Source organism: Gillisella vitis, assembly GCF_021559775.1.
Taxonomy (GTDB): Bacteria; Pseudomonadota; Alphaproteobacteria; order Rhizobiales; family Rhizobiaceae; genus Allorhizobium; species Allorhizobium ampelinum.
The window spans coordinates 886,149-912,675 of sequence record NZ_CP056048.1; the positions used below are offsets into that span (position 1 = coordinate 886,149).

22 protein-coding genes and 1 other annotated feature are annotated in these 26,527 nt (G+C 59.2%); of the genes, 12 read left to right on the plus strand and 10 right to left on the minus strand.

The window, feature by feature from the left end:
* Position 1: 1 nt before the first annotated feature.
* The 10 genes from AVCG78_RS20965 (at position 2) to AVCG78_RS21010 (ending at position 10,121) form a co-directional block, all read left to right on the plus strand.
* Positions 2 to 847: an ABC transporter permease gene (locus AVCG78_RS20965; protein WP_071206193.1), complete on the plus strand. Its 846-nt coding sequence runs from the start codon at positions 2 to 4 to the stop codon at positions 845 to 847.
* Complete coding sequence (locus AVCG78_RS20970; RefSeq protein WP_071206190.1) at positions 844 to 1,593, plus strand: SDR family NAD(P)-dependent oxidoreductase; 750 nt, start codon at positions 844 to 846, stop codon at positions 1,591 to 1,593. The genes AVCG78_RS20965 and AVCG78_RS20970 overlap by 4 nt, the downstream gene beginning before the upstream one ends.
* 19 nt (positions 1,594 to 1,612) lie before the next feature.
* A complete protein-coding gene (locus AVCG78_RS20975) occupies positions 1,613 to 2,380 on the plus strand; it encodes an SDR family NAD(P)-dependent oxidoreductase (RefSeq protein ID WP_071584387.1) in 768 nt (255 codons plus the stop codon).
* Positions 2,381 to 2,446: 66 nt separating this feature from the next.
* Positions 2,447 to 3,679: an ABC transporter substrate-binding protein gene (locus AVCG78_RS20980; RefSeq protein ID WP_041698608.1), complete on the plus strand. Its 1,233-nt coding sequence runs from the start codon at positions 2,447 to 2,449 to the stop codon at positions 3,677 to 3,679.
* A gap of 209 nt (positions 3,680 to 3,888) precedes the next feature.
* Positions 3,889 to 4,998: an ABC transporter ATP-binding protein gene (locus AVCG78_RS20985; protein WP_071206186.1), complete on the plus strand. Its 1,110-nt coding sequence runs from the start codon at positions 3,889 to 3,891 to the stop codon at positions 4,996 to 4,998.
* A gap of 47 nt (positions 4,999 to 5,045) precedes the next feature.
* A complete protein-coding gene (locus AVCG78_RS20990; RefSeq protein WP_012654165.1) occupies positions 5,046 to 5,927 on the plus strand; it encodes a polysaccharide deacetylase family protein in 882 nt (293 codons plus the stop codon).
* A gap of 54 nt (positions 5,928 to 5,981) precedes the next feature.
* The gene (locus AVCG78_RS20995) at positions 5,982 to 6,314 is read left to right on the plus strand and encodes a hypothetical protein (RefSeq protein ID WP_071206184.1); all 333 of its coding nucleotides are present in this window, start codon (positions 5,982 to 5,984) and stop codon (positions 6,312 to 6,314) included.
* Complete coding sequence (locus AVCG78_RS21000) at positions 6,307 to 7,323, plus strand: CobW family GTP-binding protein (protein WP_071584386.1); 1,017 nt, start codon at positions 6,307 to 6,309, stop codon at positions 7,321 to 7,323. The genes AVCG78_RS20995 and AVCG78_RS21000 overlap by 8 nt, the downstream gene beginning before the upstream one ends.
* Before the next feature lie 178 nt (positions 7,324 to 7,501).
* A complete protein-coding gene (locus AVCG78_RS21005; protein ID WP_156582972.1) occupies positions 7,502 to 8,719 on the plus strand; it encodes an ABC transporter substrate-binding protein in 1,218 nt (405 codons plus the stop codon).
* Positions 8,720 to 8,741: 22 nt separating this feature from the next.
* Positions 8,742 to 10,121, plus strand: a complete 1,380-nt coding sequence (locus tag AVCG78_RS21010; RefSeq protein ID WP_071206179.1) for an amidase — start codon at positions 8,742 to 8,744, stop codon at positions 10,119 to 10,121.
* Positions 10,122 to 10,127: 6 nt separating this feature from the next.
* On the opposite strand, the gene AVCG78_RS21015 is transcribed toward AVCG78_RS21010, so the two are convergent.
* Entirely contained in the window at positions 10,128 to 10,604 is a 477-nt protein-coding gene (locus AVCG78_RS21015) for an Lrp/AsnC family transcriptional regulator (protein ID WP_071206177.1), read from the minus strand.
* A gap of 223 nt (positions 10,605 to 10,827) precedes the next feature.
* Between AVCG78_RS21015 and AVCG78_RS21020 the strand changes: the two genes are divergently transcribed.
* Together AVCG78_RS21020 and AVCG78_RS21025 are read left to right on the plus strand one after the other, a co-directional pair.
* Complete coding sequence (locus AVCG78_RS21020) at positions 10,828 to 12,168, plus strand: NAD(P)/FAD-dependent oxidoreductase (protein WP_156582974.1); 1,341 nt, start codon at positions 10,828 to 10,830, stop codon at positions 12,166 to 12,168.
* Between the two features lie 74 nt (positions 12,169 to 12,242).
* Positions 12,243 to 12,298: a sequence feature (sul1 is cis-regulatory element that is thought to sense ions involved in sulfur or methionine metabolism; They are found in Alphaproteobacteria), on the plus strand.
* A gap of 86 nt (positions 12,299 to 12,384) precedes the next feature.
* Positions 12,385 to 13,866: a SulP family inorganic anion transporter gene (locus AVCG78_RS21025; RefSeq protein WP_071584383.1), complete on the plus strand. Its 1,482-nt coding sequence runs from the start codon at positions 12,385 to 12,387 to the stop codon at positions 13,864 to 13,866.
* A 267-nt stretch (positions 13,867 to 14,133) separates the two neighbouring features.
* Here the strand turns inward: AVCG78_RS21025 and cysG are convergent, their stop codons facing one another.
* The 9 genes from cysG to AVCG78_RS21070 all read right to left on the minus strand — a co-directional run bounded on the left by cysG (position 14,134) and on the right by AVCG78_RS21070 (position 26,350).
* Positions 14,134 to 15,615 (minus strand): siroheme synthase CysG, encoded by a 1,482-nt coding sequence (gene cysG, locus AVCG78_RS21030; RefSeq protein WP_071584382.1) that lies wholly within the window; start codon positions 15,613 to 15,615, stop codon positions 14,134 to 14,136.
* Complete coding sequence (locus AVCG78_RS21035; protein WP_071206244.1) at positions 15,587 to 18,244, minus strand: nitrate reductase; 2,658 nt, start codon at positions 18,242 to 18,244, stop codon at positions 15,587 to 15,589. The genes cysG and AVCG78_RS21035 overlap by 29 nt, the downstream gene beginning before the upstream one ends.
* 5 nt (positions 18,245 to 18,249) lie before the next feature.
* A complete protein-coding gene (gene nirD / locus AVCG78_RS21040) occupies positions 18,250 to 18,585 on the minus strand; it encodes a nitrite reductase small subunit NirD (RefSeq protein WP_071206167.1) in 336 nt (111 codons plus the stop codon).
* Between the two features lie 4 nt (positions 18,586 to 18,589).
* Positions 18,590 to 21,037, minus strand: a complete 2,448-nt coding sequence (gene nirB, locus AVCG78_RS21045; protein WP_071584381.1) for a nitrite reductase large subunit NirB — start codon at positions 21,035 to 21,037, stop codon at positions 18,590 to 18,592.
* 5 nt (positions 21,038 to 21,042) lie between these two features.
* Positions 21,043 to 21,840 carry an ABC transporter ATP-binding protein gene (locus tag AVCG78_RS21050; RefSeq protein ID WP_041698612.1) on the minus strand — a complete coding sequence of 266 codons (798 nt, stop codon included), beginning with the start codon at positions 21,838 to 21,840 and terminating at the stop codon, positions 21,043 to 21,045.
* A 14-nt stretch (positions 21,841 to 21,854) separates the two neighbouring features.
* A complete protein-coding gene (gene ntrB, locus AVCG78_RS21055) occupies positions 21,855 to 22,748 on the minus strand; it encodes a nitrate ABC transporter permease (protein WP_071584380.1) in 894 nt (297 codons plus the stop codon).
* Between the two features lie 23 nt (positions 22,749 to 22,771).
* Complete coding sequence (locus tag AVCG78_RS21060) at positions 22,772 to 24,070, minus strand: CmpA/NrtA family ABC transporter substrate-binding protein (protein ID WP_156582976.1); 1,299 nt, start codon at positions 24,068 to 24,070, stop codon at positions 22,772 to 22,774.
* A 408-nt stretch (positions 24,071 to 24,478) separates the two neighbouring features.
* Complete coding sequence (locus tag AVCG78_RS21065; RefSeq protein ID WP_071206157.1) at positions 24,479 to 25,750, minus strand: CmpA/NrtA family ABC transporter substrate-binding protein; 1,272 nt, start codon at positions 25,748 to 25,750, stop codon at positions 24,479 to 24,481.
* Between the two features lie 12 nt (positions 25,751 to 25,762).
* Positions 25,763 to 26,350 (minus strand): ANTAR domain-containing response regulator, encoded by a 588-nt coding sequence (locus AVCG78_RS21070; protein ID WP_060717143.1) that lies wholly within the window; start codon positions 26,348 to 26,350, stop codon positions 25,763 to 25,765.
* Positions 26,351 to 26,527: the final 177 nt, after the last annotated feature.

Consider the following 26,527-nt stretch of genomic DNA (forward strand, 5'->3'; position numbering starts at 1 on the left):
GATGAATTCCGGAGCGGTCAAACTGGGACTTGGCGTCTATACAACGCTGTTTCTGGTGTTTCTCTATGGGCCTTTGGTGGTTCTCGCCATCCTGTCCTTCCAGACGGGACCGGAAGGCGGTCCGCAATTTCCGATCATCGAATGGTCGGTCTATTGGTACAAGCACCTGTTCGGCCTGACGCCGCCGTCGCGCATTGCGCCACTGCCGATCAACGATGCCTTGGTGCGGTCCATGGGGTTGGCGGTGATGACGATGATCGTCTCCACCGTGCTGGGGGTTATTTCGGCGCAGGCCTTTCGCAGCCGGTTCAAGGGTTCCGGCCTGGTCTTCTACCTGATCGTGCTGGGCATGATGGTGCCGGGCGTGCTGGTCGGACTTGGCATGGCGCTGGTTGCCAATACGCTCGGCATTGACCGCCACTGGTGGGGTACGGCCTTTGTGCTGCATGTGGTCTATACTTTCCCCTTTGCCTTCCTGGTGATGCTGGCGATTTTCAATCGCTTCGACCCAAGCGTCGAGGAAGCGGCCTGGTCGCTTGGCGTCAGCCCCATGCGGACGTTTCGCAAGATCACCTTTCCGTTGATCTTTCCGGGCGTGCTGTCGGCCATGCTGTTTGCCTTCACGCTGTCCTATGATGAGTTTTCCCGCACGCTGTTTGCCTCTGGCCGCGATCTGACTTTGCCGCTAGCGATCTACGGGACGTTTTCGGTGGAAGTGCATCCGAATGTCTTTGCCTTCGGCGTGCTGACCACGCTGTTTTCCTTTGCGCTGCTTGGCACTTACGCCGTGCTGATGGGGCTTTCGGTGCGCCGCGCCCGGCGCATCGCCTTGCAGGAGGATGCATGATGAACAAATCCGCTTTCCCTTCGGCTATTGTCACCGGCGCTGGCTCCGGCATCGGTCGCGCCATTGCACTCCGGTTGGCAAAAGACGGGTATGGCGTGCTGGTCAACGATCTTGCCATCGACCGTGCGAACGCTGTCGCCGATGAGATTGTGGCGTCGGGCGGCAAGGCCTCGGCCTATGCCGGTGACGTCTCCCACGAGACGCAAGCGGCGGCCATTTGCGCTGCCGCCGTCGTCGCCCATGGGCCGGTGGCGCTGCTGGTCAACAATGCCGGTATCGCTCATCAATCGCTGTTTGAACATCTAGAGGTCGCTGACTTCGATCGGATGTTTGCAGTGCATGTGCGCGGCAATTTCCTGATGACCCGCACTGTGTTGACACCGATGCTGGAGCGGGGAGACGGCGTGATCATCAATATCGCCTCGCAGCTTGGCCAGATCGGTGGCGTCGAACTGGTGCATTATTCCGGCGCAAAGGCAGCCATTATCGGCATGACCAAGGCACTTGCCCGTGAAGTGTCGGCCCGTGGAGTGCGTGTCAATGCGGTCGCTCCCGGCCCGATCAATACGCCGCTGGTCATGGGTCTGTCGGAAGACTGGCGAGCCGCAAAAAAGGCGCAGCTGCCGCTTGGCCGGTTCGGTGAACCAGAGGAAGTGGCCGCCGCCGTCTCCTTCCTTGCCTCGCCGGATGCGGCCCTGTTCGTCGGCCAGACACTGGGGCCGAATTCCGGCGATGTGATGCTTTGAACCGTTAAGGAAGAGACAGATGAGCAACCAAAATCAGCGGATCGTCATCATCACCGGAGCCGGGATTGGCATCGGCGCTGCCGCCGCCAAAGCCTTCGGCGCGCTTGGTGACCATGTCGTCGTTACAGATATTCTGGACGCGGAGGGTGAGGCAGTTGCGGAGGCCATTCGCGCCGCTGGCGGTTCGGCGGAGTTTCATCATTATGACGTGCGCTCGACACCGGCAGCCGATGCGCTGGTCGCCGATATTGAGGCACGGCTTGGCCGGATCGATGTGGTGGTCGCCAATGCGGGCATTGCGCACCGCGTCCCGCTTCAAGAACTGACCGACGAAAAATGGGATCTGACCTTCGATATTGATCTCAAGGGCATTTTCCGCCTCGTGCGGGCCGCCACTCCTGGGATGCGCGCCCGAAAAAGCGGGTCGATTGTCGCGCTGTCATCGATCATGGGCGTTGCCTATGGCTGGGATGAACATGTGCATTATTCCGCTGCCAAATCCGGGGTGATCGGACTGGTGCGCGGTCTGGCCGTCGAGCTTGCCCGTGAGGGTGTGCGGGTCAACGGCATTGCGCCGGGCTATATCCGCACCGCGCAATTGCTGTCGGAGGAAAACTCGCTGGGGCCGGTGGGGGCTGAAAGAGCCGCCGAAATCATCCCGATGGGACGGCTCGGCACTCCAGACGACATTGCCGATGTCATCACCTTCCTTGCCTCCAATGCCGCCCGCTACATGACCGGCCAGGTGCTGGTCGTTGATGGTGGCCTGCTTGTCGGGCGCTACTAAAAGCAACAATCAACAACAACAAAAACCGGCAAAGCCGGATCGGGAACTCAAAACTGGAGAACTGCCATGTCATTACTGGAATTAAATCGCAGATCACTTCTCAAACGCTCCACCGGCATGATGGCGCTGGCCATGGGGGCAGGCACGCCCTTCCTGTCATCGCGGGCTGCCTATGCCCAGGCCACCAGCCTAGCCAGCCAGCAATTGCGCACCATCGGCCTGTCGGTGACGGTGCAGGAACGCATTCTCAATGACTTCAAAAAGGCCTCCGGCGTCGGTGGCACATCAGGCACGGCGGCAACCTTCCCGGATGCGCAGACCAAGATCCTGTCTGGCTCGAAGGATTACGATTGCTGGGAAATCATCGCCGAGCGCCTGCCTGCCATCGTCATGACCAACAATGTCGAGCCGGTGCCTGCCTCTGGCTTGAAAAATTGGGCGAATATCCGCGACACCTTCACCAAGCCATCCGACAAATGGGACTTGAAGGCGCAGATCGTCGGGCAGATCTGGGCCGATGAAGGACAGACGACACTGAACATGGTGCCAGCGGTCTATAACTACGATTCCATCGGCTATAACCCGGATGTGGTCTCCGCCGAAGAGGCCAATAGCTGGGCGGCGATTTTCGACAAGAAATGGAAGGGCAAGTCCGGCCTCAACACCGATCCGCTGATTGCCTTCGGTCAGGCGATCATGGCGATGAACACGCTCGGCCTGCTCAACGTCAAGAACCCCGGCAATCCGAGCGCCAAGGAAATTGACGAGGCAGCGGCCTTCCTGGTGTCGAAGAAAAAGGAAGGCCAGTTCCGGGCGCTGTGGGGGGATTTCGGCGAACTGGTCAACCTGATGGCCTCAGGCGAAATGGTGGTCTGCGATGCCTGGCAACCGGCCGTCATGGCGGTGAAGGCGCAGGGCAAGTCTTGCAAATACGCGGTGCCGAAGGAAGGCTACCGCGCCTGGGCCATCGGTCCGTCGATGATTGCAGGCACCACCAACAAGGAAGCCGTCACCGCCTATGCCGATTACTGGCTGTCGGGTGAGCCGGGCATTGCCGTGTCGGAGCAGGGCTATTACTCGCCCTCCACCAATATCAAAAGCGTCATGGCACCGGAAAAATATGCATTCTGGTACGAGGGCAAGCCTTGGACCGGCGCGCCGGAGCGCGGCATCAAGGAAGGCGACCTGCGCGATGGCGGCTCGCTGGAAGAGCGCGCCAAGAACGTCGCTTATTGGCATCAATGGCCGGATGAATACGACCATCTGGTGCAGAAGTGGGACGAGTTCCTGAACGCCTGACGAGACCGCCGTAGATCGGTTACTCGGTCTGCGTTCACCCACCGTCACCCTCGGGCTTGTCCCGAGGGTCTACTGCCGAGGGCCAAGCCATGATCGTCACCTGCATATTGCATCACGGCAGATGCTCGGCACAAGGCCGAGCATGACGGCACGTTGTGTGACGGACGTGGCATCTGATCGCCCAAGAGGGCACCGCCTGGAGATTTAGGATGATTTACGACCTGGAACTGATCGATGTGGGCAAGGTCTATGACAATGGCACCACGGCAGTCAGCGCCTTCAGCCTGGCGGTGAAAAAGGGCGAATTCATCGCCTTTCTCGGCCCATCCGGCTGCGGCAAGACCACGACGCTGCGGATGATTGCCGGGTTCGAGGGTATTTCCTCCGGCGATATGATGATCAAGGGCGTGCGGATGAACGACGTGCCGCCCCAGATGCGTCCGACCGCGACGATCTTTCAGAATTACGCGCTGTTTCCTCATATGAGCGTGCGCCGCAACGTCGCCTATGGTCTTGAAGTCAAAGGCATGGCCAAGGCCGAGCGCGACCGCAAAGTGGAGCGGATCATTGCAACGCTGGGGCTTGAAGACATAGCCGAGCGCAAGCCGGAAAAGCTTTCCGGCGGCCAGCGCCAGCGGGTGGCCTTGGCGCGGGGATTGGTGATCGAGCCGGACATTCTGCTTCTGGATGAGCCGCTTGGCGCGCTTGATGCCAATCTACGCAAGGCGATCCAGAACGAGCTGAAAATCCTGCAACGCACACTCGGCGTCACCTTCATCTTCGTTACCCATGCGCAATCGGAGGCGCTGGCGCTGTCCGACCGGGTGGTGGTGATGAATCAGGGCCGAGTCGAGCAGGTCAGCCCGCCGCATCAGCTCTATACCCGGCCCGCCACGCCCTTTGTGGCGCAATTCATTGGCAGAAACGCGATTTTTAAAGGGCATGCCCGCGCCGATGGCACAGGCGACTTACGGATCGAGACCCCGGAGGGATTGCTTGCAGGCCTGGTCAATGGCCCGGTATCCGACGGTGGCCTCGCCAATCTCGTCGTTCCCGCCGAGGCCATTCAGGTTCATCATGGAAACCGCGAGCCGCTTGAGCGGGTGGCTGTGGCCCATGGTGGCAACGCGGTGCATGCCCGCATTCAACGTGCCGACGTCGTCGGTCATGTCTCGCATATCTCAGCGGTGCTGGCGGATGGGCGGTCTCTGTCTCTCGAAGCTCATGTCGAGAAATATCGCCCGGATGAGTTTCCGGTCGGCTCCGACGTGTTTCTGTCGTGGAAGCCTTCGGATGCCACCATTATCGCCGCACACTGACAGTTCCACACCTGATCAAAAAGTCTTTATCAAAAGGAGAAAACACCATGGCAAAGGAAATCTTTTGCAGCTTCGGCATCGATGTGGATGCGGTGGCCGGCTGGCTCGGCTCTTACGGCGGCGAGGATTCGCCTGACGATATTTCCCGTGGTCTGTTTGCCGGTGAGGTCGGCGCACCGCGCCTGCTGAAATTGTTCGAACGCTTCGGTATCAAGACCACCTGGTTCATTCCCGGCCATTCCATCGAGACCTTCCCGGAACAGATGCAGGCTGTGGCCGATGCAGGCCATGAAATCGGCATTCATGGCTATACCCATGAAAACCCGATTGCCATGACCCGCGAACAGGAAACCGAGGTGCTGGACAAGTGCATCGAGCTGGTCACAAGGCTGTCGGGCAAGCGCCCGACCGGCTATGTCGCGCCCTGGTGGGAATTTTCCAATGTCACCAATGAATTGCTGCTGGAGCGGGGCATCAAATACGACCACTCGCTGATGCATAATGATTTTACGCCCTATTATGTGCGCGTTGGCGATAGCTGGACCAAGATTGACTATTCCAAGAAGCCCTCCGACTGGATGGTGCCTTTGAAGCGTGGCCACGAGACCGACCTGATCGAAATTCCGGCCTCCTGGTATCTCGATGACCTGCCGCCGATGATGTTCATCAAGAAATCACCCAACAGCCACGGCTTCGTCAATCCGCATGATATCGAGCAGATCTGGCGCGACCAGTTCGATTGGGTCTATCGTGAAATGGATTATGCGGTTTTCCCGATCACCATTCACCCTGACGTTGCCGGACGCCCGCAGGTGTTGATGATGCTGGAGCGGTTGTTTGCCCATATGAGCAAGCATCCGGGGGTGAAATTCGTGACCATGAACGAGATCGCCGACGATTTCGCAAAGCGCTTTCCGCGCAAGAAGTAACAAGACGGGGAGGGGCGGCGCTATGCCGTCCCTTGTCCGTGAAAGGAGAGTGTCATGTGTTCACTGTGCGGTGTGATCGGCGGCAATGAACATTGGGCCGATGCCGTGGCCCGACCCGGAGTCTACACCCGCAATGGCGAGCGGGTGGACCGCCGCCGTGAGCGGATGAACCGTGTGAACACTGCCAACCGGGTGCTGAAGGCTTATGGCCTGTCGCTCTCCGACTGGCAGGGCTCATCCTATCTCCTGTCCAGCCTGACGGGAAAGACCGAGATTATTGAGGATCTCGGTCATCTCTGGTCGGTCGCTGAAAAAATGTCCGGTCGGGCCTGTGATCCGCTTGATCCAGTGCTGATCACGCGGATGGAAACGGCCCGCAATGGCTGATGCAAGCGGTGCTATTCCCCAGTTCACTCCTGTCAATTTGCTGACCGGCTTCCTCGGCTCCGGCAAGACGACGCTGCTGAAGCGTCTGCTGTCAGACCCCGCCCTTGCCGATACGGCGGTGCTGATCAATGAATTCGGCGAAATTGGCCTCGATCACGACCTGGTGGAAACGGTCGATGGCGATACGGTGCTTTTGCAATCCGGCTGTGTTTGCTGCACCATTCGCGGCGATCTGGCTGAAGCCGTGCGAACCCTGCATGACCGCCGGGAGCGGGGCGAAATCACGCCTTTTCGTCGGGTGATGATTGAAAGCACCGGGCTTGCCGATCCGTTTCCGATCTTATCGACGCTGAAAGCCGATCCTGTCCTGCGCCATCATTTCCGCCACGGCAATGTCATCACCACGGTTGATGCCATTAATGGGTTAGGGCAACTGGACGCTTATGGCGAATCGGCCCGGCAAGTGGCGATTGCCGACCGGTTGGTGATCACCAAAACCGATATGACCGAAGCCCTTGAACAGCCTGAATTGACCGGACGGTTGATGGCTCGGATCGCGTCGATCAATCCCGATGCTGCGATGCTGGCCGCTGCCGCCCCGGATTTTTCAGCTGCCAGCCTGCTGGATGACGATGCCAGCCTGCACAGTTCCACTCTGCAATCGGCCAGCGGTTTTTACTGCGAAGCGCCAGCAGATGCTGGCCATAGCGGCGACTTCCGCTCCTTCGTGGTGACGGTGGATGAGCCGATTGATTGGACCGCCTTCGGCATCTGGTTGACGATGTTGCTCAACCGCCATGGTGCCAAGGTTATCCGGGTGAAGGGCATTTTGAACATCGCGGGTGAGGACCGGCCCGTTGCCATTCACGGGGTCCAACATCTGGTGCATCCGCCCGTCCATATGGGCGGCTGGCCATCGGCGGATCGGCGCTCCAGGCTGGTCTTCATTGTCGATGGATTGGAGACGGCGCTGATCAGGCGGTCTTTCGAGGCCTTTGCGATAAAGTGAGAGGCATGGATGGTGGCAGAGGCTCTACTGCATAATTCTTTAAACCGGAATCGGTTTAAAGAGAAAATTATGCAGCAGATATAAAGCGCTACAGCGAACCTTTGTGCGCCATATATGGCGCACGGCGCTGTATGGTTTTACGATAGCTTTATAAGTGAGTCAGGAACGTCAAACGCCAATGAACACCCATAATCCACCGGCTTCTTTTCCTGCGCCCGCCCTTCATACGCAAGGCAAACCGCGTCTTCGGGTGCTCGGCACGGCGATTTCCTTGCTGGAACCGTTGCGCGTCCAGGCGCAGCAGGATCTCGGCATCGAGGTCGTGTTCGACAACAATGATTTCCTGACCACCCAGCACAAGGCGGCGCAGGCACCGGACAGTTATGACATCTACGATCAGTGCTTCCATAATCTGGATATCGTCTGGTACTGGCGGGCCATCCAGCCGATAGAGTTGAAGCGGATCGACCTTTGGAACGAGATTTCCGATCTCACCAAGACCGGACGGCTGGAGCCGAGTGCCCAACTGGGCAAGGGCGATGCGCCGGTCAAGAAACTGTTCGTCCAGCCGGACCTGTCGCTGGGCGATAATCCGACCGGCCATATTTCCATGTTGCCCACCACCCATAATTTCGACAGTTTTGCCTATCGCAGCGATCTGGTGAAAAGCCCCAGGTCCGTGTCCAGTTGGGCAAGTCTGTTGGACGAGACCTGGGCGGGCCGGGTGGCGCTGGTGGACGAGCCCGCCATCGGCATTTTCGATGCGGCCCTTGCTGCCGAGGCGGCTGGCCTGATGCGGTTTGACAATATCGGTAATATGACCGTGGCCGAGATCGACCGGCTGATCGCCATTCTGACCGAGAAGAAAAAATCCGGATTTTTCAGGGACTTCTGGCGCACCGCCGAGGATGCCGCAGACCTGATGGTCAGGGGCCGCACCGATATCCAGAGCATGTGGTCCACAGGCATTACCATCTTGAGCGGTCAGGGCATGGCCGTGGAGCAGGCGGTGCCGGTCGAAGGTTACCGGGCCTGGCATGGCGGGCTTTGCCTGTCGCGTGGCCTTGAAGGGCGGATGCTGGATGTGGCCTATGACTATCTTAACTGGTGGATTTCCGGGTTGCCAGGTGCTGTCGTTGCGCGGCAAGGCTATTACATCTCCACGCCGCAGCGCTCAAAAGCGTATTTGAGCAAGGCGGAATGGGATTATTGGTATGGCGGCCTGCCCGCCGCGCAGGACTTGCCCGGACCGGATGGCGCAATGCGGATCAAGGCTGGCGAAAGCCGCAGGGGCGGGTCTTACTGGCAGCGTGCCAACCGCATCGCGGTGTGGAACACCACCATGGACGAACATAATTATCTGGTGCGTCGCTGGCTTCAGCTGATGGCGGCATAATATTGTATTGAAGGAGTAACCGATGACCCCAAACTTTTCAGGCCAAGGCCTTTCAGGCAAAAGCATTGCCCAGCTTGCTGTCTTGATCCAGTCCGGCACGCTTGATCCGCAGGATCTTGCCCATCAGACATTGGGGGCCATCCGGGATCACGCGGATCAGACAATTTTCACCCGGCTAACGCCGGAGCGGGCGATGCAGGAGGCCCAGGCCTCGGCATTGCGCATCCGGGCCGGTTGCTCGCTCGGCCCTCTGGACGGCATACCGATTGCATGGAAGGATCTCTTTGATCTTGAAGGACAGACCACCACGGCTGGCTCCGTTGTGCTGGACGATCAGCCACCGGCAGTGCGCGATGCGGATGTGGTCGCGGCTCTGGCAAGTGCTGGAATGGTGTCCATCGGTCAGGTCAATATGAGCGAGTTTGCCTTTTCCGGCCTTGGGGTCAATCCGCATTACGGCACACCGCGCAATCCGCACGGCGTGGGCGAGGCTCGGGTTCCCGGCGGCTCGTCCTCAGGCTCGGCTGTAGCCGTGGCCGCCGGGCTGGTGCCGGTGTCGATTGGTACGGATACGGGCGGGTCTGTCCGCATTCCCTCCGCCTTTAATGGCATTGTCGGCTATAAGGCGACCCGTGGCCGCTACTCCATGCGTGGTGTCTTCCCCCTATCAAAAAGTTTGGATTCCCTTGGGCCACTCTGCCGCACCGTGCAGGATGTGGTTTGGGTGGATGCTGCCATGTGTGGGCTGACGCATCCGCAGGTGACCCGTGCCGCCTTGGCTGGACGCCGTTTCGTCGTACCGGAAACGGTGTTTTTCGATGGTGCCGAGGATGGTGTGGTTCAAGCATTTGAGGCTGCGATACGCCGTCTGGAACAGGCCGGTGCCGTTGTGCGTCGTCAAGCCTTCCCGATCATGCAGCAGATCCTCGATGTTCTCGCCAAGCATGGCCCGCTGGTGACGGCGGAGGCCTATGTGTTGCATCGCCACCGTCTGCATGGACCGGATGCAGCCCGCATGGATCACCGCGTTGCCACACGGGCGCGGCTGGGCGAAAATATCAGCCTTGCCAGCTATGTCGAGCTTGTTGACCGGCGTGAGCAATTGATTGCGGAATTTACCGGCCAGCTCGCAGCGAATGAATTCATCCTGACACCAACCGTTGCGCATGTGGCACCGCTGACTGCGCCGCTTGTGGCTGACGATGACCTGTTCGTGGCCATCAACGGCAAGACATTGCGCAACACGATGCTCGGCAATTTTCTCGATTGGTGCGCGGTCTCGCTGCCGTGCGGAACGGCGGATGCCAATATGCCGGTTGGTCTGCAAGTGTCCGGGCCTGCACGGTCCGATGAGGCCCTGCTTGGTCTGGCGCTTTCGGTGGAAGCGGTGGTTTGCGGCTAAATGAGCCTATACTGGAAACAGGCTGGTGAGGGGCATATGCGATTTGACGATTGGTGATTTCAGCACCACGAAGCTGAAATATTTGTCGATACCGATATCCATGTCGGTCAGCCGCTCCATGATCGTCTGATATTCACCAATCCCTGATGTGACGAATTTCAGCATGTAATCATAGCCGCCGGAAACCAGGTGACATTCGATCACCTGGTCAACTTTTTCAACTGCGGCGAGGAATCGGGCAAAATCGATCTGCCTGTGGTTCTTCAAGGTGATCTCGGTAAACACGGTCAGCGTCTGGCCAAGCTTGCTGACATTGATCTGGGCGGAATAGCCCTCGATATAGCCATCGGCCTGAAGTTTCTTCACCCGCATCAGGCAGGGGCTGGGGGAGAGATTGACCAGTTCGGCCAGTTCCACATTGGTGATCCGACCGTTCTTTTGCAATTCATAGAGAATCTTGATGTCGATCCTGTCGAGCTTCACGCTTCCGTTTCCCTTAATGCCTGTTGGCCAGCATATTATGCTTCAAAAGCCAAAGTGCAAGCGTTCATCATCAGGAAAGCACGCTGGAAAGCTTTGAAAAACCTTATGTAACAAAGGGATTGTTTGGGTTTCTAAAAACGGAAGGAAATGCTGAATCTGGCCCAATCGCGGTGCTTTTCACTGATGGAAATGCTTATGCTGATCAGCAATCAAGGAGCTTTTCATGCGTGTACCCCTGTTGCGAGTAGAGACCCATACCGCTTTGCCTGAAGCGGCGGATGTCGTGGTGATCGGCGGCGGTATCGTCGGGACATGCACCGCCTATTTCCTGGCAAAACGCGGCGTCAAAGTCGTGCTGCTGGAGAAAGGCCTGATCGGGGCGGAGCAGTCCAGCCGGAATTGGGGTTGGTGCCGCCAGCAGAACCGCGATGCCCGCGAATTGCCGATGGCGACAAAAAGCTTGGATCTGTGGGACAGTTTTGCCAGCGACATTGGCGAGGATGTCGGGTTTCGCCGCTGCGGCCTGCTTTACCTGAGCAATAGCGAGGCGGAAATCGCCACCTGGGCCAAATGGCGTGACTTTGCCAAAATAGTCGGTGTCACCACCCACGTGCTTTCGGGCAAGGAAGCCGCCGAAAAAGGCAGCGCGACGCGAAAGCCGTGGCTTGGCGGGGTGTTTTCGCCCAGCGATGGCATTGCTGTCCCGGAGCGGGCTGCCCCGATCATTGCGCGCGGCGTGATGAAATTTGGCGGAACCGTCATGCAGCATTGCGCGGCCCGTGGGTTGGAAACCGAGGCTGGCCGGGTTAGTGCCGTGGTGACGGAAAAGGGGACGATCCGCACGGGAACGGTGGTGATGGCGGGCGGCGCCTGGGCGTCTTCCTTCTGCAATCAGTTGAACATTCGCTTTCCGCAGGCGTCCATCCGCTCATCCATTCTGGCCGTCGCGCCTCTGGCGGGAGGACTGGGAGGCGAAGGCCTGCCAGATGCCTTGCACACCGCCCGCGTTTCCGTGACCCGCCGGGGCGATGGCGGCTATACTTTGGCGATTAGCGGCCGTGCCAGCGTCGATCTGACCCCCCAGCAAATTCGCTATGGCAAGGCTTTCCTGCCGATGTTCCAGCGGCGGTGGAGAAGCCTGAAGCCGGGTACGATCGAAGGTCTGCGCAATGGCCATGAGACGCTGGCGAAATGGGCGTTGGACAAGGCGACGCCGATGGAGCGTAACCGTATTCTCGACCCGATACCGGATCGCAAACTGATCGCCGAAACCTATCGCCGGGCCGGCGAATTGCTACCTGCCTTGGCCGGCGCGAAGATTTCGGCCAGTTGGGCTGGCTATATCGACAGCACCCCGGATGGTGTGCCCGCCATCGGTGAAATCTCCTCACTGCCGGGCTTTATTCTGGCGGCGGGATTCAGCGGCCATGGCTTTGGCATTGGGCCGGGGGCAGGGCATTTGATCGCCGACATCATCACCGGTTCCGAACCGATCGTTGATCCCAAAGACTATCGGCCAGAGCGGCTGGCTCATTCTGCCTGGGGCAAGGTCGCGGGCTTCTGACCCCCGCTTCTTCCTGGCCAGTGTGGGTACGGGATTGCAAAACAGGTGCTTTCTGCGTATAGAAAGCCATTAACCACGGACCCGGTGAAATTCCGGGTGGCTATTCTGGCCGCCGATCCGCCAGACAACGCACGACATTTCTGAAACGTGATGATCCGTTTATTCGGCTAAATCTGAGCGTTTGTGAAAAATCTTCCCCGTTGCGAAACAATCTTCATGAAAAAAATTGAACGATACCAGCGAGACTGGTTCTCGAATATCCGTGGCGATGTCCTGTCGGGCATTGTCGTGGCCCTTGCGCTTATTCCTGAAGCTATCGGCTTCTCGGTGATTGCCGGGGTCGATCCGAAGATCGGGCTGTTTGCCTCGGTTATCATCGCTTGTGTATCCGCCTTCTGTGGCGGGCGTCCCGGCATGATTTCCGCTGCCACCGCCGCAACAGCTGTATTGATCGGTGGATTGGTCAAGGATCACGGCATTCAATATCTGTTTGCCGCAACGGTGCTGATGGGTCTGCTGCAAATTCTGGCGGGCTTCCTGAAGCTGGGGCGGTTGATGCGCTTCGTGTCGCGTTCGGTGATGACGGGCTTCGTCAATGCCCTGGCGATCCTGATCTTCATGGCGCAGTTGCCGGAATTGCTTGGTCGCCCACCATCGACGTTCGTGATGATCGGTGTGGCGCTTGCCATCATTTATCTCTTCCCGCGCCTCACCAAGGTGGTGCCGTCACCGCTGGTCGCTATCGCCGTTCTGACGGCTGCGACCTGGTGGTTCGGGTGGGATGTCCGCAGCGTCAGCGATCTCGGCGAATTGCCATCCAGCCTGCCACTGTTTGGTTGGCCGCAGGTGCCGCTGACCTTCGAGACGTTGCAGATCATTTTCCCTTATTCCATCGCGCTCGCCGCTGTTGGCCTGCTGGAATCGCTGCTGACAGCCCAGATCGTCGATGACATGACGGATACGCAAAGCAACAAGAGCCAGGAATGCATCGGTCAGGGCGCAAGCAATATCGCCTCCGGCCTGTTCGGTGGCATGGGCGGTTGCGCGATGATCGGCCAGTCGGTCATCAATGTCTCGTCCGGCGGGCGAGGGCGTCTTTCCACCTTTGTCGCGGGTGCATTCCTGCTGGTCTTGCTGCTGGTCTTGGACGATATCCTGCGCGTTGTGCCGATGGCGGCCTTGGTGGCGATCATGATCATGGTGTCGATTGGCACTTTCTCATGGCGGTCTATCCTCGATCTGCGCCGCAATCCTCCCTCCTCCTCGCTGGTCATGCTGGTGACAGTGGTGACAGTGGTTGCTACCCATGATCTGTCCAAGGGCGTGCTGGCCGGTGTGCTGCTGTCGGGGGTGTTCTTTGCCGGCAAAGTGGCGCGGATGGTGCATGTGAAGGCGGAAGACCAAGAGGATGGGTCGAGGCATTACCGGGTCGATGGCCAGATCTTCTTTGCCTCCGCCGATGCTTTCATTGCCGCCTTCGATTTCGATGATGAAGTGAAGGCAATCACCATCGACGTGACCCAGGCGCATTTCTGGGACATTACCGCTGTTGGTGCCCTGGATAAGATCGTGCTGAAGTTTCGCGCCAAGGGGGCCGAGGTCGATGTTAAGGGCATGAACATCGCCAGTGCGCATATGATGGACCGGTTTGCTGTTCACCGCGATCCGCAGGCCGTTCTGTCCGCAGGGGGGCATTGACGGTTCGAGCAATTCGCTACGCGCATAGCGCATGGCTGGCGTGCGAAAATCTGCCTCGAAAATGTGCGAAAATCAGGTATAACTCTTTTCATCGAAGCGATGCATCCTCCTCCCGCAAAGCTTCGATATACCGGGCCAGATTCTCCTCCTCCCAGAGCGGCCCGTCGGAATGACGGCACTCCTCCTCCCAGCCGTCGTTCGGTTCTTTTCGAAAAGCCTGCCGCACCTCCTCCCGCGGCAGGCTTTTCGTTTTTGAGGCCTTTTCTTTCAATAAACCGCCATTTTCTGTTCTGCCTGTTCTGGGAAAGCACACTGCATCACTGTGCCTGGCTGGGCAAAGGCGGCACCGACGCCGATGAGGATCGGGTTGCTGACGCCAAGTATGGCGACCGCATCGGCCAGTTCGCCGACGGTTCCACGCCAGCTCGTCTGTTCAGCACGGCTGATTGAGGTCATCGCCACCGCTTGCGTGTTGGAAGCCATTCCCGCTGCCATCAGATTTTCGGCAATCCGGCCTGCCATCCGGCCGCCCATGTAGAAGATTGTTGTGACGGATGGATCGGCCATATCGTGCCAGTTGAGGCTTTCCGGCAGGTCTCCATGTCGGGAATGGCCAGTCACCAATCGCAGCGATTGAGCGTGATCGCGGTGGGTGAGCGAAATGCCAAGCGCCGCCGCCATGGCGCTGGCTGAGGTGATGCCGGGTACGACATCCACGGCAATGCCCTCATTCGCCAGCCGGGAGATTTCCTCGCCTGCCCGCCCGAAAATCATCGGATCGCCGGATTTCAGCCGCACCACACGTTTTCCAGCCTTGGCAAACCGCACCATCATCTCGTTGATATCGTCCTGTTTGCAGCTTTCCCGCCCACCACGTTTGCCAACCAGCATGCGCTTGGCTTCACGGCGGGCAAGTTCGAGAACGTCAGGGGAGACGAGATCGTCAAACAGGATGACATCGGCGGCTTGCAGCGCCCGTACGGCCTTCAAGGTCAATAATTCCGCATCGCCCGGCCCCGCGCCGACCAGTGTGACCCGCCCCAGTGCCGGGGCGTTTGCGAGCCTGGCGGTCTCGTTCAGCAGCAAATCCTCCTCATTGTCCTGCGGCGGTGCATTGCCAGCGAAGGCGCGGTCCACGAACCGCTCCCAGAAAGTGCGGCGCGGTGCGCCGGGTGCCAGCTTCTCATTGATCCGGCCACGGATCGCTTGCGCCAGTTCTGCCCATGGTTTGAGGGCAGGGGGCAGCAGGGTTTCGATTCGCCGCCGTATCGCCTGCCCGAGTATGGGTGCTGCGCCATCGGTGGAAATCGCCACCACGACCGGCGAGCGGTTGACGATGGAGCCGAACTGGAATTGGCAATAGGCGGGCTTATCGATGACATTGACCGGCACGCCCGCAGCTTTCGCCGCGCAATAAAACGCCTTGGCCTCGTCCTCCGTCTCGCAATCGGCAAGCGCCAAAGCGGCGTTTTCAAAAATGCCGATATGCCAGCAATGGGAATGAAGGACCATGCGGTCCTGCTCTTCAAGGAGGGCGCGGAAGGTATCGGACAATTCGTCTTCCGCGCAGAACACCTCTACATCAGCGCCGCAGGCAGCCAGCAATTCCGCCTTCCAGGCTGCCCCATCCGAACCACCGGCGACGATGACGCGCTTGCCCTCCAGCGCCCAGAACACCGGCAGTTTTGCGAGCGGCGCGACCCGTTCCGGGCGGCGGGAGTTATTCTGCGGCAAGGATTTGAACGGCATCGATAATCCTCCTGATTTCGGCGCGGCAGGAGCCGCAATTGGTTCCGGCTGACAGGGTCTGACCGACGGCTTCGACCGAGCCGCAGCCGCCCCTGACAGCACTGGTGATCTGGTTGATCCCCACGGAGAAACACGAACAGACAATTGCCCCCGGATCGATCTGGCCAGCGCCGGGCCGCCCGGCAATCAGCGCCAGCCGGGTGCGGCGATCGGTAAAGTCGTCGTCAAGCCGGGCGCTGGCCCAATTGCGCGACACCGCAACCGGTTGGCTTGCCATGAACAGCGCGGCGCAAAGCCTGCCTGCGTCAAAAAATGCCAGCCGGACATCGCCACTGGCATGGTCGCTATAGCCGATCATCTCTGCGGTGGCGGGTACGGCAAGCGCGGTTCTCGCCCAGTTTTCCCAATCCTGGCCATTTTCGAAAGCCAGCTCCAGCCGCCAGCCATGCTCGGCCTTGGCCAAAGCCCAATAGGATGCGTCCAGCGCCTGCGGCTTATGAGCTGAGACGGCAAAACCATAGGCGATTGCCGCATAGGGTTTTGCTGTAACGGCCACATTTTTCAGCGCTGGCTGGCCGGAGACCGGGTCCACCCGCGAGGGTACGAGGCTATCGATGCGGGCCAGTGAGGCGGTTTCGCCGGTCCAGTGCATTGGCACGAAAATGACGCCACGGCTCTGGCGGCTGGTTAGCAATGCGCGAACGATCACACGGCTGCCGGTTTGGCTGGAAATCTCCACCAGTTCCGCATCGGCAATGCCGAGATTGGCGGCGTCCAGCGGGTGAATTTCCGCGAAGGGTTCGGCCAGATGCGCTGACAGCCGGGCGCTTTTTGCCGTCCGTGTCATCGTATGCCAATGATCGCGCACCCGCCCGGTATTGAGGGAGAGGGGAAAATCCTGGCTTGCCCTATCCGGTATTGCAGTTCCGCAGGCAATGAAACGGGCTTTGCCATCGGGATGATAAAAGCCGCCATTGGCGAAAAACCGGCTTTCCGCCGCAGGCTCTCCCTGTCTCTGGGGCCATTGGAAGGGGGCAAGCGCCTGATAGTCTGCATCCGTGATCGTCCCGTAAGCGCCGATATCGAAATCGCGGGTGCCAGTGTTTTCAAAACCCGATAGGGCGGCATGTTCAGCAAAGATGTCGGCGGGTGACTGATAGCGAAAGGCCTTGCCAAAGCCCATGCGGCGGCCAATTTCCGCCATCTGCCACCAGTCTGCCCTGGCCTCGCCGGGGGCCGGTTTGAAGGCTCGCTGGCGGGAAATCCGCCGCTCGGAATTGGTGACGGTGCCGGATTTTTCGCCCCAGCCAGCCGCTGGCAGCAGCACATGCGCCAGCTTTGCCGTATCGGTATCGGCCTGCATGTCGGAGACGACAACAAAGGGGCAGGCGGCAATCGCCGCCTTGACGGCATCGGCATCGGGCATGGAGACGACAGGATTGGTGGACATGATCCACAGCGCCTTGATCTTGCCATCGGCCACCGCCTTGAACATGTCCACGGCCTTCAAGCCGGGCTTGTCGGCCATGGTGGGCGAGGCCCAGAACCGCTGCACACGGTCCCGGTCAGCGGAATTGCCCAGCTCCATATGGGCGGCCAGCATGTTGGCGAGGCCACCAACCTCTCGTCCGCCCATGGCGTTCGGCTGGCCGGTCAGCGAAAACGGCCCCATGCCGGGCTTGCCGATCCGGCCCGTGGCCAGATGGCAATTGATGATCGCATTGACTTTGTCCGTGCCAAGCGACGACTGGTTGACGCCCTGGCTATAGCAGGTCACGGTTTTTTCGGTTGCAGCAAACAGCTGGAAAAACTGCCGCAACTGCATGGCGGGCAGGCCAGTCTTCTCCATCAGATCGCCAAGCGATTGACCGGCAGCGGCGGCAAAGGCTTCCGAAAAGCCATGTGTATGGGCGGCAATATAGGATTGGTCGATGCTGCCGTTTTCGACCAGATGCGCCAGCAAACCGTTGAACAGTGCCACATCGCCATCCGGACGGATGGAAAGATGCAGGTCGGCAATGTCTGAGGTTGCGGTGCGGCGCGGATCGATCACCACCACTTTCAGGCCGGGGCGCTTGGCCTTTTCCGCAGCAATCCGCTGATAGAGCACCGGATGGCACCAGCCCATATTGGAGCCGACAAGCACGACGAGATCGGCCAGTTCCAGGTCGCGGTAGGTGCCGGGAACGGTATCGGAGCCGAAGGCCCGCTTATGGCCTGCGACCGAGGAGGCCATGCAGAGACGGGAATTGGTATCGATATTGGCTGAGCCGATAAACCCCTTCATCAGTTTGTTGGCGACGTAATAATCCTCGGTCAGCAATTGGCCGGAGAGATAGAAAGCGACCGAATCCGGACCATGCTCGGCAATGCTGCGGGAAAACCTATCGGCAACGAGATCGAGCGCCATATCCCAACTTTGGCGCTCGCCGTAAACGGTCGGAGTGAGCGCCCGGCCATCCAGATCCAGCGTTTCACCCAGCGCCGAGCCCTTGGAACAGAGCCGGCCGAAATTGGCCGGATGATCCGGGTCGCCCTTGATGTTGACGGCACCATTTTCCTCGACCTTGGCAATCACGCCGCAGCCGACACCGCAATAGGGACAGGTGGTTTTCGTCTCGCCGGACATGATGCTCACTCCGCCGCCTGCAACAGGCTTTCCATGGCTATGGAGAGCACGCCTTCGACATTGCGCACCGCAATCGTGCGCACGGCCCCTTCATCGGCACCCAGCGCCTTGCCGCTTTCCAGCGAAATCACCCAATTGTGCAGAGGGCAGGTGACCGCCTTGCCGTGGACGATACCCTGGCTGAGCGGTCCACCCTTGTGCGGGCAATGGTCCTCGATGGCGAACACCTCGTTTTCGGCGGTGCGAAACACCGCGATCTTGCCCTGAGGAGTTTTTACGCAGCGCGCGCCGCGCAGCGGAATGTCGTCGATATGGCCGATTGAGGTCCAGTTCTGATTCATGATCTCACTCCGCTGCCTGGGTGTAACCGATGGTCGCCATCGGCTTGAACTCATGCTTGTCCTTGCCGGAGACCCGCTCCGACCAGGGATCGACCTGGGCAAACTTCTGGCTGAAAACGAAGCGGTCGAAATAGGCCTTGCGCTTGGTTTCATCCTCCATGATCTGGCGGCGGACTTCATCATGGCCAATGCGTTTTGCCCATTTATAGATCCGCTCCAGATAGCGGCCTTGTTCGCGGTACATCTGGGTCAGCGCGACGATATGCTCCAGCGCCTCTTCTTCTGTTTTGACCAGGCCAAGAACATCGGTACCCTTGATGTCGAGACCGGCTGCTCCGGCGAAATGGATCTCAAACCCGGAATCCACACAGATGACGCCGATATCCTTGCAGGTCGCCTCAGCGCAGTTGCGCGGACAGCCGGAGACGGCCAGTTTCAACTTGGCGGGTGTCCAGGAGCCCCACATGAATTTTTCAATCTTGATGCCAAGCCCGGTGGAATCCTGCGTGCCGAACCGGCACCAGTCGGAGCCGACGCAGGTCTTAACCGTGCGCAGACCCTTGGCATAGGCCTGGCCGGAGACGAAACCTGCCTTGCCGAGATCGGCCCAGACGGCGGGCAGGTCTTCCTTTTCGATGCCTAGCAGGTCGATGCGCTGGCCGCCTGTGACCTTGACCATGGGGATTTCGAACTTATCGACCACATCGGCAATGGCTCTGAGTTCGGCAGCATTGGTGACGCCGCCCCACATGCGCGGTACGACCGAATAGGTGCCGTCCTTCTGGATATTGGCGTGGACGCGCTCATTGATGAAGCGTGACTGGTAGTCATCGGCATATTCATCCGGCCAATCGCAGACGAGGTAATAGTTGAGCGCCGGGCGGCATTTGGCGCAGCCGCAGGAACTCTTCCATTCCAGTTCCTGCATGACGGCGGGGATGGTCTTCAGGCCCTTGGCCTTGATCAACCGGCGTACGTCGTCATGGCCAAGGTCGGTGCAGGCGCAAATCGGCGTGACGGCCTTGGGGTTATAAGCATCACCCAGCGTCAGCGCCATGACCTGCTCGACAAGGCCGGTGCAATTACCGCAGGAGGCGGAGGCTTTCGTATGGGCGCGCACCTCATCCAGCGAGGTCAGGCCTTTGCCGGTAATGGTCGAGACGATCTTGCCCTTGCAGACGCCGTTGCAGCCGCAGATTTCCGCATCATCCGGCAAGGCTGCAACGGCCGCCATAGGGTCCAGCGGTGTACCCCCCTGGTAGGACTGGCCGAAAATAAGCGTGTCGCGCATCTGCGAAATGTCGGTGCCGCGCTTCATCAGATCGAAGAACCACGAGCCATCACCGGTTTCGCCGTAAAGCACGGCACCGATAATGCGGTTATCCTTCAGCACCAGCCGCTTGTAGATGCCGGATGAGGCATCGCGCAGCACGATTTCTTCGCGGTCCGGGGCTTCTGCAAAGTCGCCAGCTGAAAACAGGTTGATGCCGGTGACCTTCAGCTTGGTGTTGACGACAGAGCCGTGATATTCGGCATGGCCGCCAGTTAGCCTATCGGCCAGCACCCGGGCGCTTTCATAGAGCGGCGCGACCAGACCGTAGCACATGCCGCGATGCTCGGCGCATTCGCCAAGCGCAAAGATCGAAGCGTCCGACGTCTGCATGCCGTCATCGACAACAATGCCACGATTGGCGGCAAGACCAGCATCCTTGGCCAGTTGTGAAGCCGGACGGATACCAACCGCCATCACCACCATGTCGCCTGCAATCACCCGACCGTCTTCCAGCTCAATACCTTCGACTTTGTCCGTGCCGAGGATCGCCTTGGTATTGGCCTTGGTGATGATCTCGATGCCCCGTTCGGAAAGCGCCTTTTCCAGAAGATAGGCGGCGGCGGGATCGAGCTGGCGTTCCATGATGGTCGGCATCAAGTGAATGACAGTGACCTCCATGCCCTGACGCTTCAAGCCATAGGCGGCTTCAAGTCCGAGCAGCCCCGCGCCGATGATGATGGCCCGGCCTTGGCCCTTGCTGATCTCCAGCATTTTCTCGACATCATCGAGATCCCGATAGGCGAGCACGCCGGGCAATTGATGGCCGGGGACCGGGATGATGAAGGGCAGGGAGCCGGTGGCGATCACCAGCTTGTCGTAGGTGGCGGTGATGCCGTTTTCCGAGGTTACGGTTTTTGCCTGCCGGTCGATGCCGGAGACTTTCGCACCGCGATGCAGGGTCACGCCATGGGTTTCATACCATTGATCGTTATGGATGATGATGTCTTCATAGGCCTTTTCGCCCGACAGCACCGGCGAGAGCATGATGCGGTCATAATTGACGCGCGGCTCGGCATTGAAAACGGTGACGTCATAAAGACCGGGCGCTTTTTCGAACAGCTCTTCCAGCATCCGTCCCGGCGCCATGCCATTGCCGATGATGACAAGTTTTTCCAGCATGGGGGTTACTCCGCGGCTTCGACGAAGCGGTGACGTTCGTAAAGGAACTTCAGCACGGCTTCGCGGGATTTGAGATAGGTCCGGTCTCCGGCCAATGCGATGCGGTCACGGACGCGTGGGATCGGTACATCAAGCACTTCACCGATCTTTGCGGCGGGGCCGTTGGTCATCATCACGATCCGGTCGGAGAGCAGCACGGCCTCATCGACGTCGTGGGTGATCATGATCATCGTATTGCCGAGGCGCGCATGGATTTCCATCACGGCGTCTTGCAAATGGGCACGGGTCAGCGCGTCCAATGCCCCGAACGGCTCGTCCAGCAGCAGGATTTTCGGCTCCATGGCCAGCGCCCGGGCAATGCCGACCCGCTGTTTCATGCCGCCGGAAATTTCCGCGGGACGCTTGTCCTTGGCATGGCCCATCTGCACGAGATCGAGATTGCGCATCACCCAGTCATGCTTTTCCGCCTTGGTCTTGCGGCCCGCAAACACCTTGGAGACGGCGAGATTGACGTTTTCATACACCGTCAGCCACGGCAGCAGCGAATGGTTCTGAAACACCACGGCCCGTTCCGGCCCCGGTGCGTTGACCTCGGTGTTTTCCAGCAGGATCGCGCCTGCGGTCACGCGGGTCAGTCCGGCAATCAGGTTCAGCAGCGTGGACTTGCCGCAGCCGGAGTGGCCGATGATCGAGACGAACTCGCCCTTGCCGATGGACAGCGAGACATCCTTCAAGACCTCGGTCTTTGTGCCTGATCGTTCGAAGCTTTTGTCGATATGGTCGATTTTGAGATAGGCATTCATTAGCAGGCCTCCCTTTAGTTCTTCGCGGTGCCACGGGTGATGACACTGCCAAGGAGAGCGACGAGCTTGTCGAGGACAAAGCCGGTCACGCCGATATAGGCAAGCGCCACAATGATGTCGGAGAGCCGCGAGGAGTTCCACGCATCCCAGATGAAGAAGCCGATGCCGACGCCGCCGGTCAGCATTTCAGCGGCAACGATGGCCAGCCATGACAGGCCGACGCCGATGCGAAGCCCGGTAAAGATGTAAGGGGCGGCGGCAGGCACCATGATGCGGATGAAGAATTCCAGCGGGTTGAGCCGCAGCACCCGGGCAACATTGCGGTAATCGTCGGGAATATTGCGCACACCGACGGCGGTGTTGATGATCACCGGCCAGATCGAGGTGATGAAGATCACGAAAATTGCCGACGGATTGGAATTCTGGAAGGCCGCCAGCGACAGAGGCAACCAGGCAAGCGGCGGCACGGTGCGCAAGATCTGGAAGATCGGGTCAAGGCCCCGCATTGCCCAGATGCTCTGGCCGACCACAGCACCGAGAAAGACGCCGACAATGGCGGCCAGGCCGAAGCCGATTGCCACCCGCTCCAGCGACACCAGAACGCGCAGGCCAAGACCGATATCCTGCGGCCCATTGTTGAAGAACGGGGCCGTGATCAGGTCGTGGGCTTCTTCCCAGACCTGGCTTGGCGGCGGCAAGGTCGCGCCTGCATGGGAACAGGCGATCTGCCAAATGCCCAGCAGGATGGCGAGAACCACGAATGGTGGCACGACATTGCGCAGCACATTTGCGCCGATGCGCTGACTGTTGAACCTGCGAGTGGGACGGCGCGCCATGGTGACAACAGTTCCAACCGATTGTGGAGCAGAAAGGGTTGTGGGTTCTGCTTTGCGAAGACTTGCGGACATGAGTTTTCTCCTGTTGCGCGCGGTCACGCCGTAGCCTTGATGGTCAGGCTGTCGAGATAGGCCTTGGGGTTTTCAGGGTCGAAGACCTTGCCGTCAAAGAAGGTTTCCTTGCCGCGCGAGGTCGATGCCGGAATATCGGCGCTGGCCACCGACAGATCCTTGGCGGCAGCCCGCCAGATGTCTTCACGGTTGACCTTGTCGACCAGTGCTTTCATGTCGAGATCGGCGGCAAACTTGCCCCAGCGGATGTTTTCGGTGAGGAACCACAGGTCGTGGCTCTTGAACGGGTAGGAGGCATGGTCCTGCCAGAACTTCATCTGCAAGCCGGTGTTTTCCACCACGCGACCATTGCCGTAATTGATATTGCCCTTCAGGCGGCCAAGCACGTCCTTGGGCGGCACGTTGAACCATTGGCGCTTGCCGAGAATATCGGCCATTTCGGCCTTGTTTTCCATGCTATCGCACCAGATCTGCGCTTCCATGATCGCCATCATCAGCGCCTTGGTGGCGTTGGGGTTCTTTTCCACCCATTCGGTGCGCATCGAGAAGGCCTTTTCAGGATGGCCCTTCCAAAGCTCGCCGGTGGTACAGGCGGTAAAGCCGATGCCCTGGTTGACCAATTGCTCGTTCCAGGGTTCGCCGACGCAGAAGGCGTCCATGGAGCCGACTTTCATATTGGCGACCATCTGCGGTGGCGGCACGACGATGGTCGAGACGTCCTTGTCTGGATTGATGCCGCCAGCGGCAAGCCAGTAGCGAATCCACAGATCATGGGTGCCGCCCGGAAAGGTCATCGCCACCTTGACTTCGCCGGTCTTGGCTTTCTTTGCGGCAAAGGCGTCCTTCAGCTTTGCGGCATCAAGGGCGACGCCGGTCTCTGCATATTCCTTGGCGACTGAAATGCCCTGGCTGTCGAGATTGAGGCGTGCAAGGATGGACATAGGCACCGGCACATTGTTCTGGGTGACTTTGCCGGTTTGCATCAGGTAGGGCATTGGCGTGAGGATATGTGCGCCGTCAATGCCATTGGATGCGCCGCCCAGCACGAGGTTATCGCGGGTCGCACCCCAGGAGGCCTGCTTCGACACTTCCACACCGGTCATGCCATATTTGGCAAACAGGCCTTTTTCCTGCGCGATGATCAAGGGGGCGGCATCCGTCAGGGCGATGAAGCCAAGCTTGGCGCCGCTGACTTCCGGTGTGGCGGTGGCCGCCAGCGCGCCGGATGGTAAAAGGATGCGCGCGGCGGCAAGCGTGGCAGCAGCACCTGTTGCCTTGAGAATGGAACGGCGATTGATAGCGTGATGGGCGATGCGGGTCATGACTGGCTCCTGTCGGGCGGGCAAAAGGGCAAAACGCAAAAAAACGCCGCGAAGATTCCTGCGCGGACCGGGAGGTGTCCGCTCAAAAACCTTGCGACGTCGATGTCTCAGGGAAAGCGCAGCGTCTGCGCTATTTCGCGTTGGTCGCCGTTGACCACGCAAATATATAGAAGCAAAGCCCGTGCCAGTTTTGTAAAATTCCGGCGAATGCCGCGTGTTTTTCTGGCGAGAGGTGAGTTTTTAAACGTTAAGCTGATGAAATTGAATGCATAAAAATAAAAGTGAAATGTATCGCATTTTTTCGAATTGCTGGCGGATCAGCTGAGGGCGCTCGAAAATCAGCCGAGGTTCTCGTCTAATTATTGCGCAGTGCTTATTTACATGGCGAAAAAATTGCCCGAAATCCGTTCAAATTTCTTCTGGTCTCGCAGATGTTGCAAGATGGGCGCGCACCGGGAATTGCCCGGCATAGGAGGCGAGTTTGGCAGGATCGAAGACAAAACCATCGATGAAACGGTCTCCCTCGCGCAATCCCTCTACCCGCAAATCGTCTAGTGCCAACTGATCGGGCAGGCCAAGAGCGGCACGGTAGATATCCGGGCGAAACGCGCTGGCTGCTTTTTCCACATCGGCTTCGTTGTAGCGCGTCTGTCCCCAGCGGATCATCTGGCTATAGATCCACAAGGCCTGGCTTGGGCGGGGGTAGTTTGCCTGCTCGGCATGGAAGCGGAAATAGTGGTCGATGACCCGACGATTGCCTTTTGCATCCAGATGGAAGACACCACCCAGCACATGGCGGATGATGTCGCCTGGCGCGCCGATATAGCGTGGTGCGGAGAGCATTTCGGCCAGCGCATCGCGGTTGTCGGGTGCGTCACACCAGCGGGCAGCCTCATCGAGAGCCGTGATCAGCCTGTTAACAGTCTCCTGGTTTTCCGCCGCCCAATCCGGGCGCATGCCCAGCACTTTTTCAGGGGCCGATGGCCAGATATCCTGCTTGGCAGCAACGATCCGGCCAACACCGCGCTCGGACGCCACCATGTTCCAGGGCGCGCCGACGCAAAAGCCATCGATGGCACCTGCGGCCAAGGCATCGGAGGTGAGCGGCGGCGGTACCACAACCAGCTTCACGTCACGGTCCGGATCAATGCCGCCAGCGGCCAGCCAATAGCGAAATTCGTAATTATGCGAGGAAAACGGATAGGTCATGCCCAAGGTCGGCATTGGCTCACCGCGTTCGCGCATGGTCTCCAGCACACGGGCCAGCGCCCGGACATTGTCCAGCGCACTGGCCTGCGCTGCAACCAACCCGGTTTCTTCCATCCGCTGAAACAGCCGGATCGATAGAGTGATGGCATTGCCACCCTGTCCCAGCGAGAACGCAGTAATCGTTGGGGAGGGGTTGGAGCCAAGGCCGAGCATGGAAGCGACAGGCATTGGCGACAACATGTGGGCGACATCGAATTGCTGGAAAGCCAGACGGTCACGCAGATTGGCCCAGGAGACGTCTTTCACCAGTTCCAAGGTCAGGCCGTGGCGCGCCGCAAAGCCGAATTCAACGGCTGCAATCAACACCGAGGCATCGACCAGCGGAATGAAGCCGACGCGCAGGTGACGGGTTTCCGTCCGGCCTGCGACCGGTGCGGAAAGAATGGTCGTCTGTGTGGCGGCCTCGGTCATGGTCTGGCGTCCTCACATCAAAAGGCTGGCGGCGGTGACAACGCTTTGAGCGATCTCCACCATTTTCTTTTTCTCGTTCATGGCGCTTTGCCGCAGCAGGGCGAAAGCCTCTTCTTCCGAAAGGCCGCGCATTTTCATCAAGATACCCTTGGCCCGCTCGATCACCTTGCGCTCTTCCAGCGCCGTGCGCGCTTCCGTCAATTCCCGCTGCAATCGCTCAAAGGCCCGGAACCGGATGACGGCCATATCGAGGATCGGCTTGACACGCTCCTTGCGCAACCCATCGACGATATAGGCGGACACTCCGGCATCGACGGCAGCAGCGATCGATTCCGTATCGGCCCGATCAACGAACATTGCAATCGGTCGGCTGACGCTGCGGCTCAGTTGAAACAGATGCTCCAGCATATCGCGATTGGGGCTTTCCAGGTCGATGATGATCACGTCTGGCGCCAGCGTTTCGATGCTGCGGGCGATACCCTGGACCTCGTTGATAACAGTGACATGCAGATGTCCTGCCTCCCGCAGCCCTTCTTCGATAATAGAGGCGCGGATGGCATTTTCATCGATGACAAGAATGGTCAGGTCGCTATGGGTCACGGATCAGGCTTACCGCACTGCGAAATACTTGACAATTGCATTGCACACTAATGATCCTGACAAGGTGTCCAAAAGGATCGTCGCTTGGCATGATTTGTGAGCATGACAGTCTGTCGGTGTGATGATTTTCTTGATGAGGCAGGGTTTTAGGACAGCGATCAACTGTTTTGGAGAAAA

Bases quoted from the DNA above. Each gene is read 5' to 3' on its own strand.
- AVCG78_RS20965 (WP_071206193.1), top strand. From the start codon at position 2: ATGAATTCCGGAGCGGTCAAACTGGGACTTGGCGTCTATACAACGCTG.
- AVCG78_RS20970 (WP_071206190.1), top strand. From the start codon at position 844: ATGATGAACAAATCCGCTTTCCCTTCGGCTATTGTCACCGGCGCTGGC.
- AVCG78_RS20975 (WP_071584387.1), top strand. From the start codon at position 1,613: ATGAGCAACCAAAATCAGCGGATCGTCATCATCACCGGAGCCGGGATT.
- AVCG78_RS20980 (WP_041698608.1), top strand. From the start codon at position 2,447: ATGTCATTACTGGAATTAAATCGCAGATCACTTCTCAAACGCTCCACC.
- AVCG78_RS20985 (WP_071206186.1), top strand. From the start codon at position 3,889: ATGATTTACGACCTGGAACTGATCGATGTGGGCAAGGTCTATGACAAT.
- AVCG78_RS20990 (WP_012654165.1), top strand. From the start codon at position 5,046: ATGGCAAAGGAAATCTTTTGCAGCTTCGGCATCGATGTGGATGCGGTG.
- AVCG78_RS20995 (WP_071206184.1), top strand. From the start codon at position 5,982: ATGTGTTCACTGTGCGGTGTGATCGGCGGCAATGAACATTGGGCCGAT.
- AVCG78_RS21000 (WP_071584386.1), top strand. From the start codon at position 6,307: ATGGCTGATGCAAGCGGTGCTATTCCCCAGTTCACTCCTGTCAATTTG.
- AVCG78_RS21005 (WP_156582972.1), top strand. From the start codon at position 7,502: ATGAACACCCATAATCCACCGGCTTCTTTTCCTGCGCCCGCCCTTCAT.
- AVCG78_RS21010 (WP_071206179.1), top strand. From the start codon at position 8,742: ATGACCCCAAACTTTTCAGGCCAAGGCCTTTCAGGCAAAAGCATTGCC.
- AVCG78_RS21020 (WP_156582974.1), top strand. From the start codon at position 10,828: ATGCGTGTACCCCTGTTGCGAGTAGAGACCCATACCGCTTTGCCTGAA.
- AVCG78_RS21025 (WP_071584383.1), top strand. From the start codon at position 12,385: ATGAAAAAAATTGAACGATACCAGCGAGACTGGTTCTCGAATATCCGT.
- cysG (WP_071584382.1), bottom strand. From the start codon at position 15,615: ATGCCGTTCAAATCCTTGCCGCAGAATAACTCCCGCCGCCCGGAACGG.
- AVCG78_RS21035 (WP_071206244.1), bottom strand. From the start codon at position 18,244: ATGTCCGGCGAGACGAAAACCACCTGTCCCTATTGCGGTGTCGGCTGC.
- nirD (WP_071206167.1), bottom strand. From the start codon at position 18,585: ATGAATCAGAACTGGACCTCAATCGGCCATATCGACGACATTCCGCTG.
- nirB (WP_071584381.1), bottom strand. From the start codon at position 21,037: ATGCTGGAAAAACTTGTCATCATCGGCAATGGCATGGCGCCGGGACGG.
- AVCG78_RS21050 (WP_041698612.1), bottom strand. From the start codon at position 21,840: ATGAATGCCTATCTCAAAATCGACCATATCGACAAAAGCTTCGAACGA.
- ntrB (WP_071584380.1), bottom strand. From the start codon at position 22,748: ATGTCCGCAAGTCTTCGCAAAGCAGAACCCACAACCCTTTCTGCTCCA.
- AVCG78_RS21060 (WP_156582976.1), bottom strand. From the start codon at position 24,070: ATGACCCGCATCGCCCATCACGCTATCAATCGCCGTTCCATTCTCAAG.
- AVCG78_RS21065 (WP_071206157.1), bottom strand. From the start codon at position 25,750: ATGACCGAGGCCGCCACACAGACGACCATTCTTTCCGCACCGGTCGCA.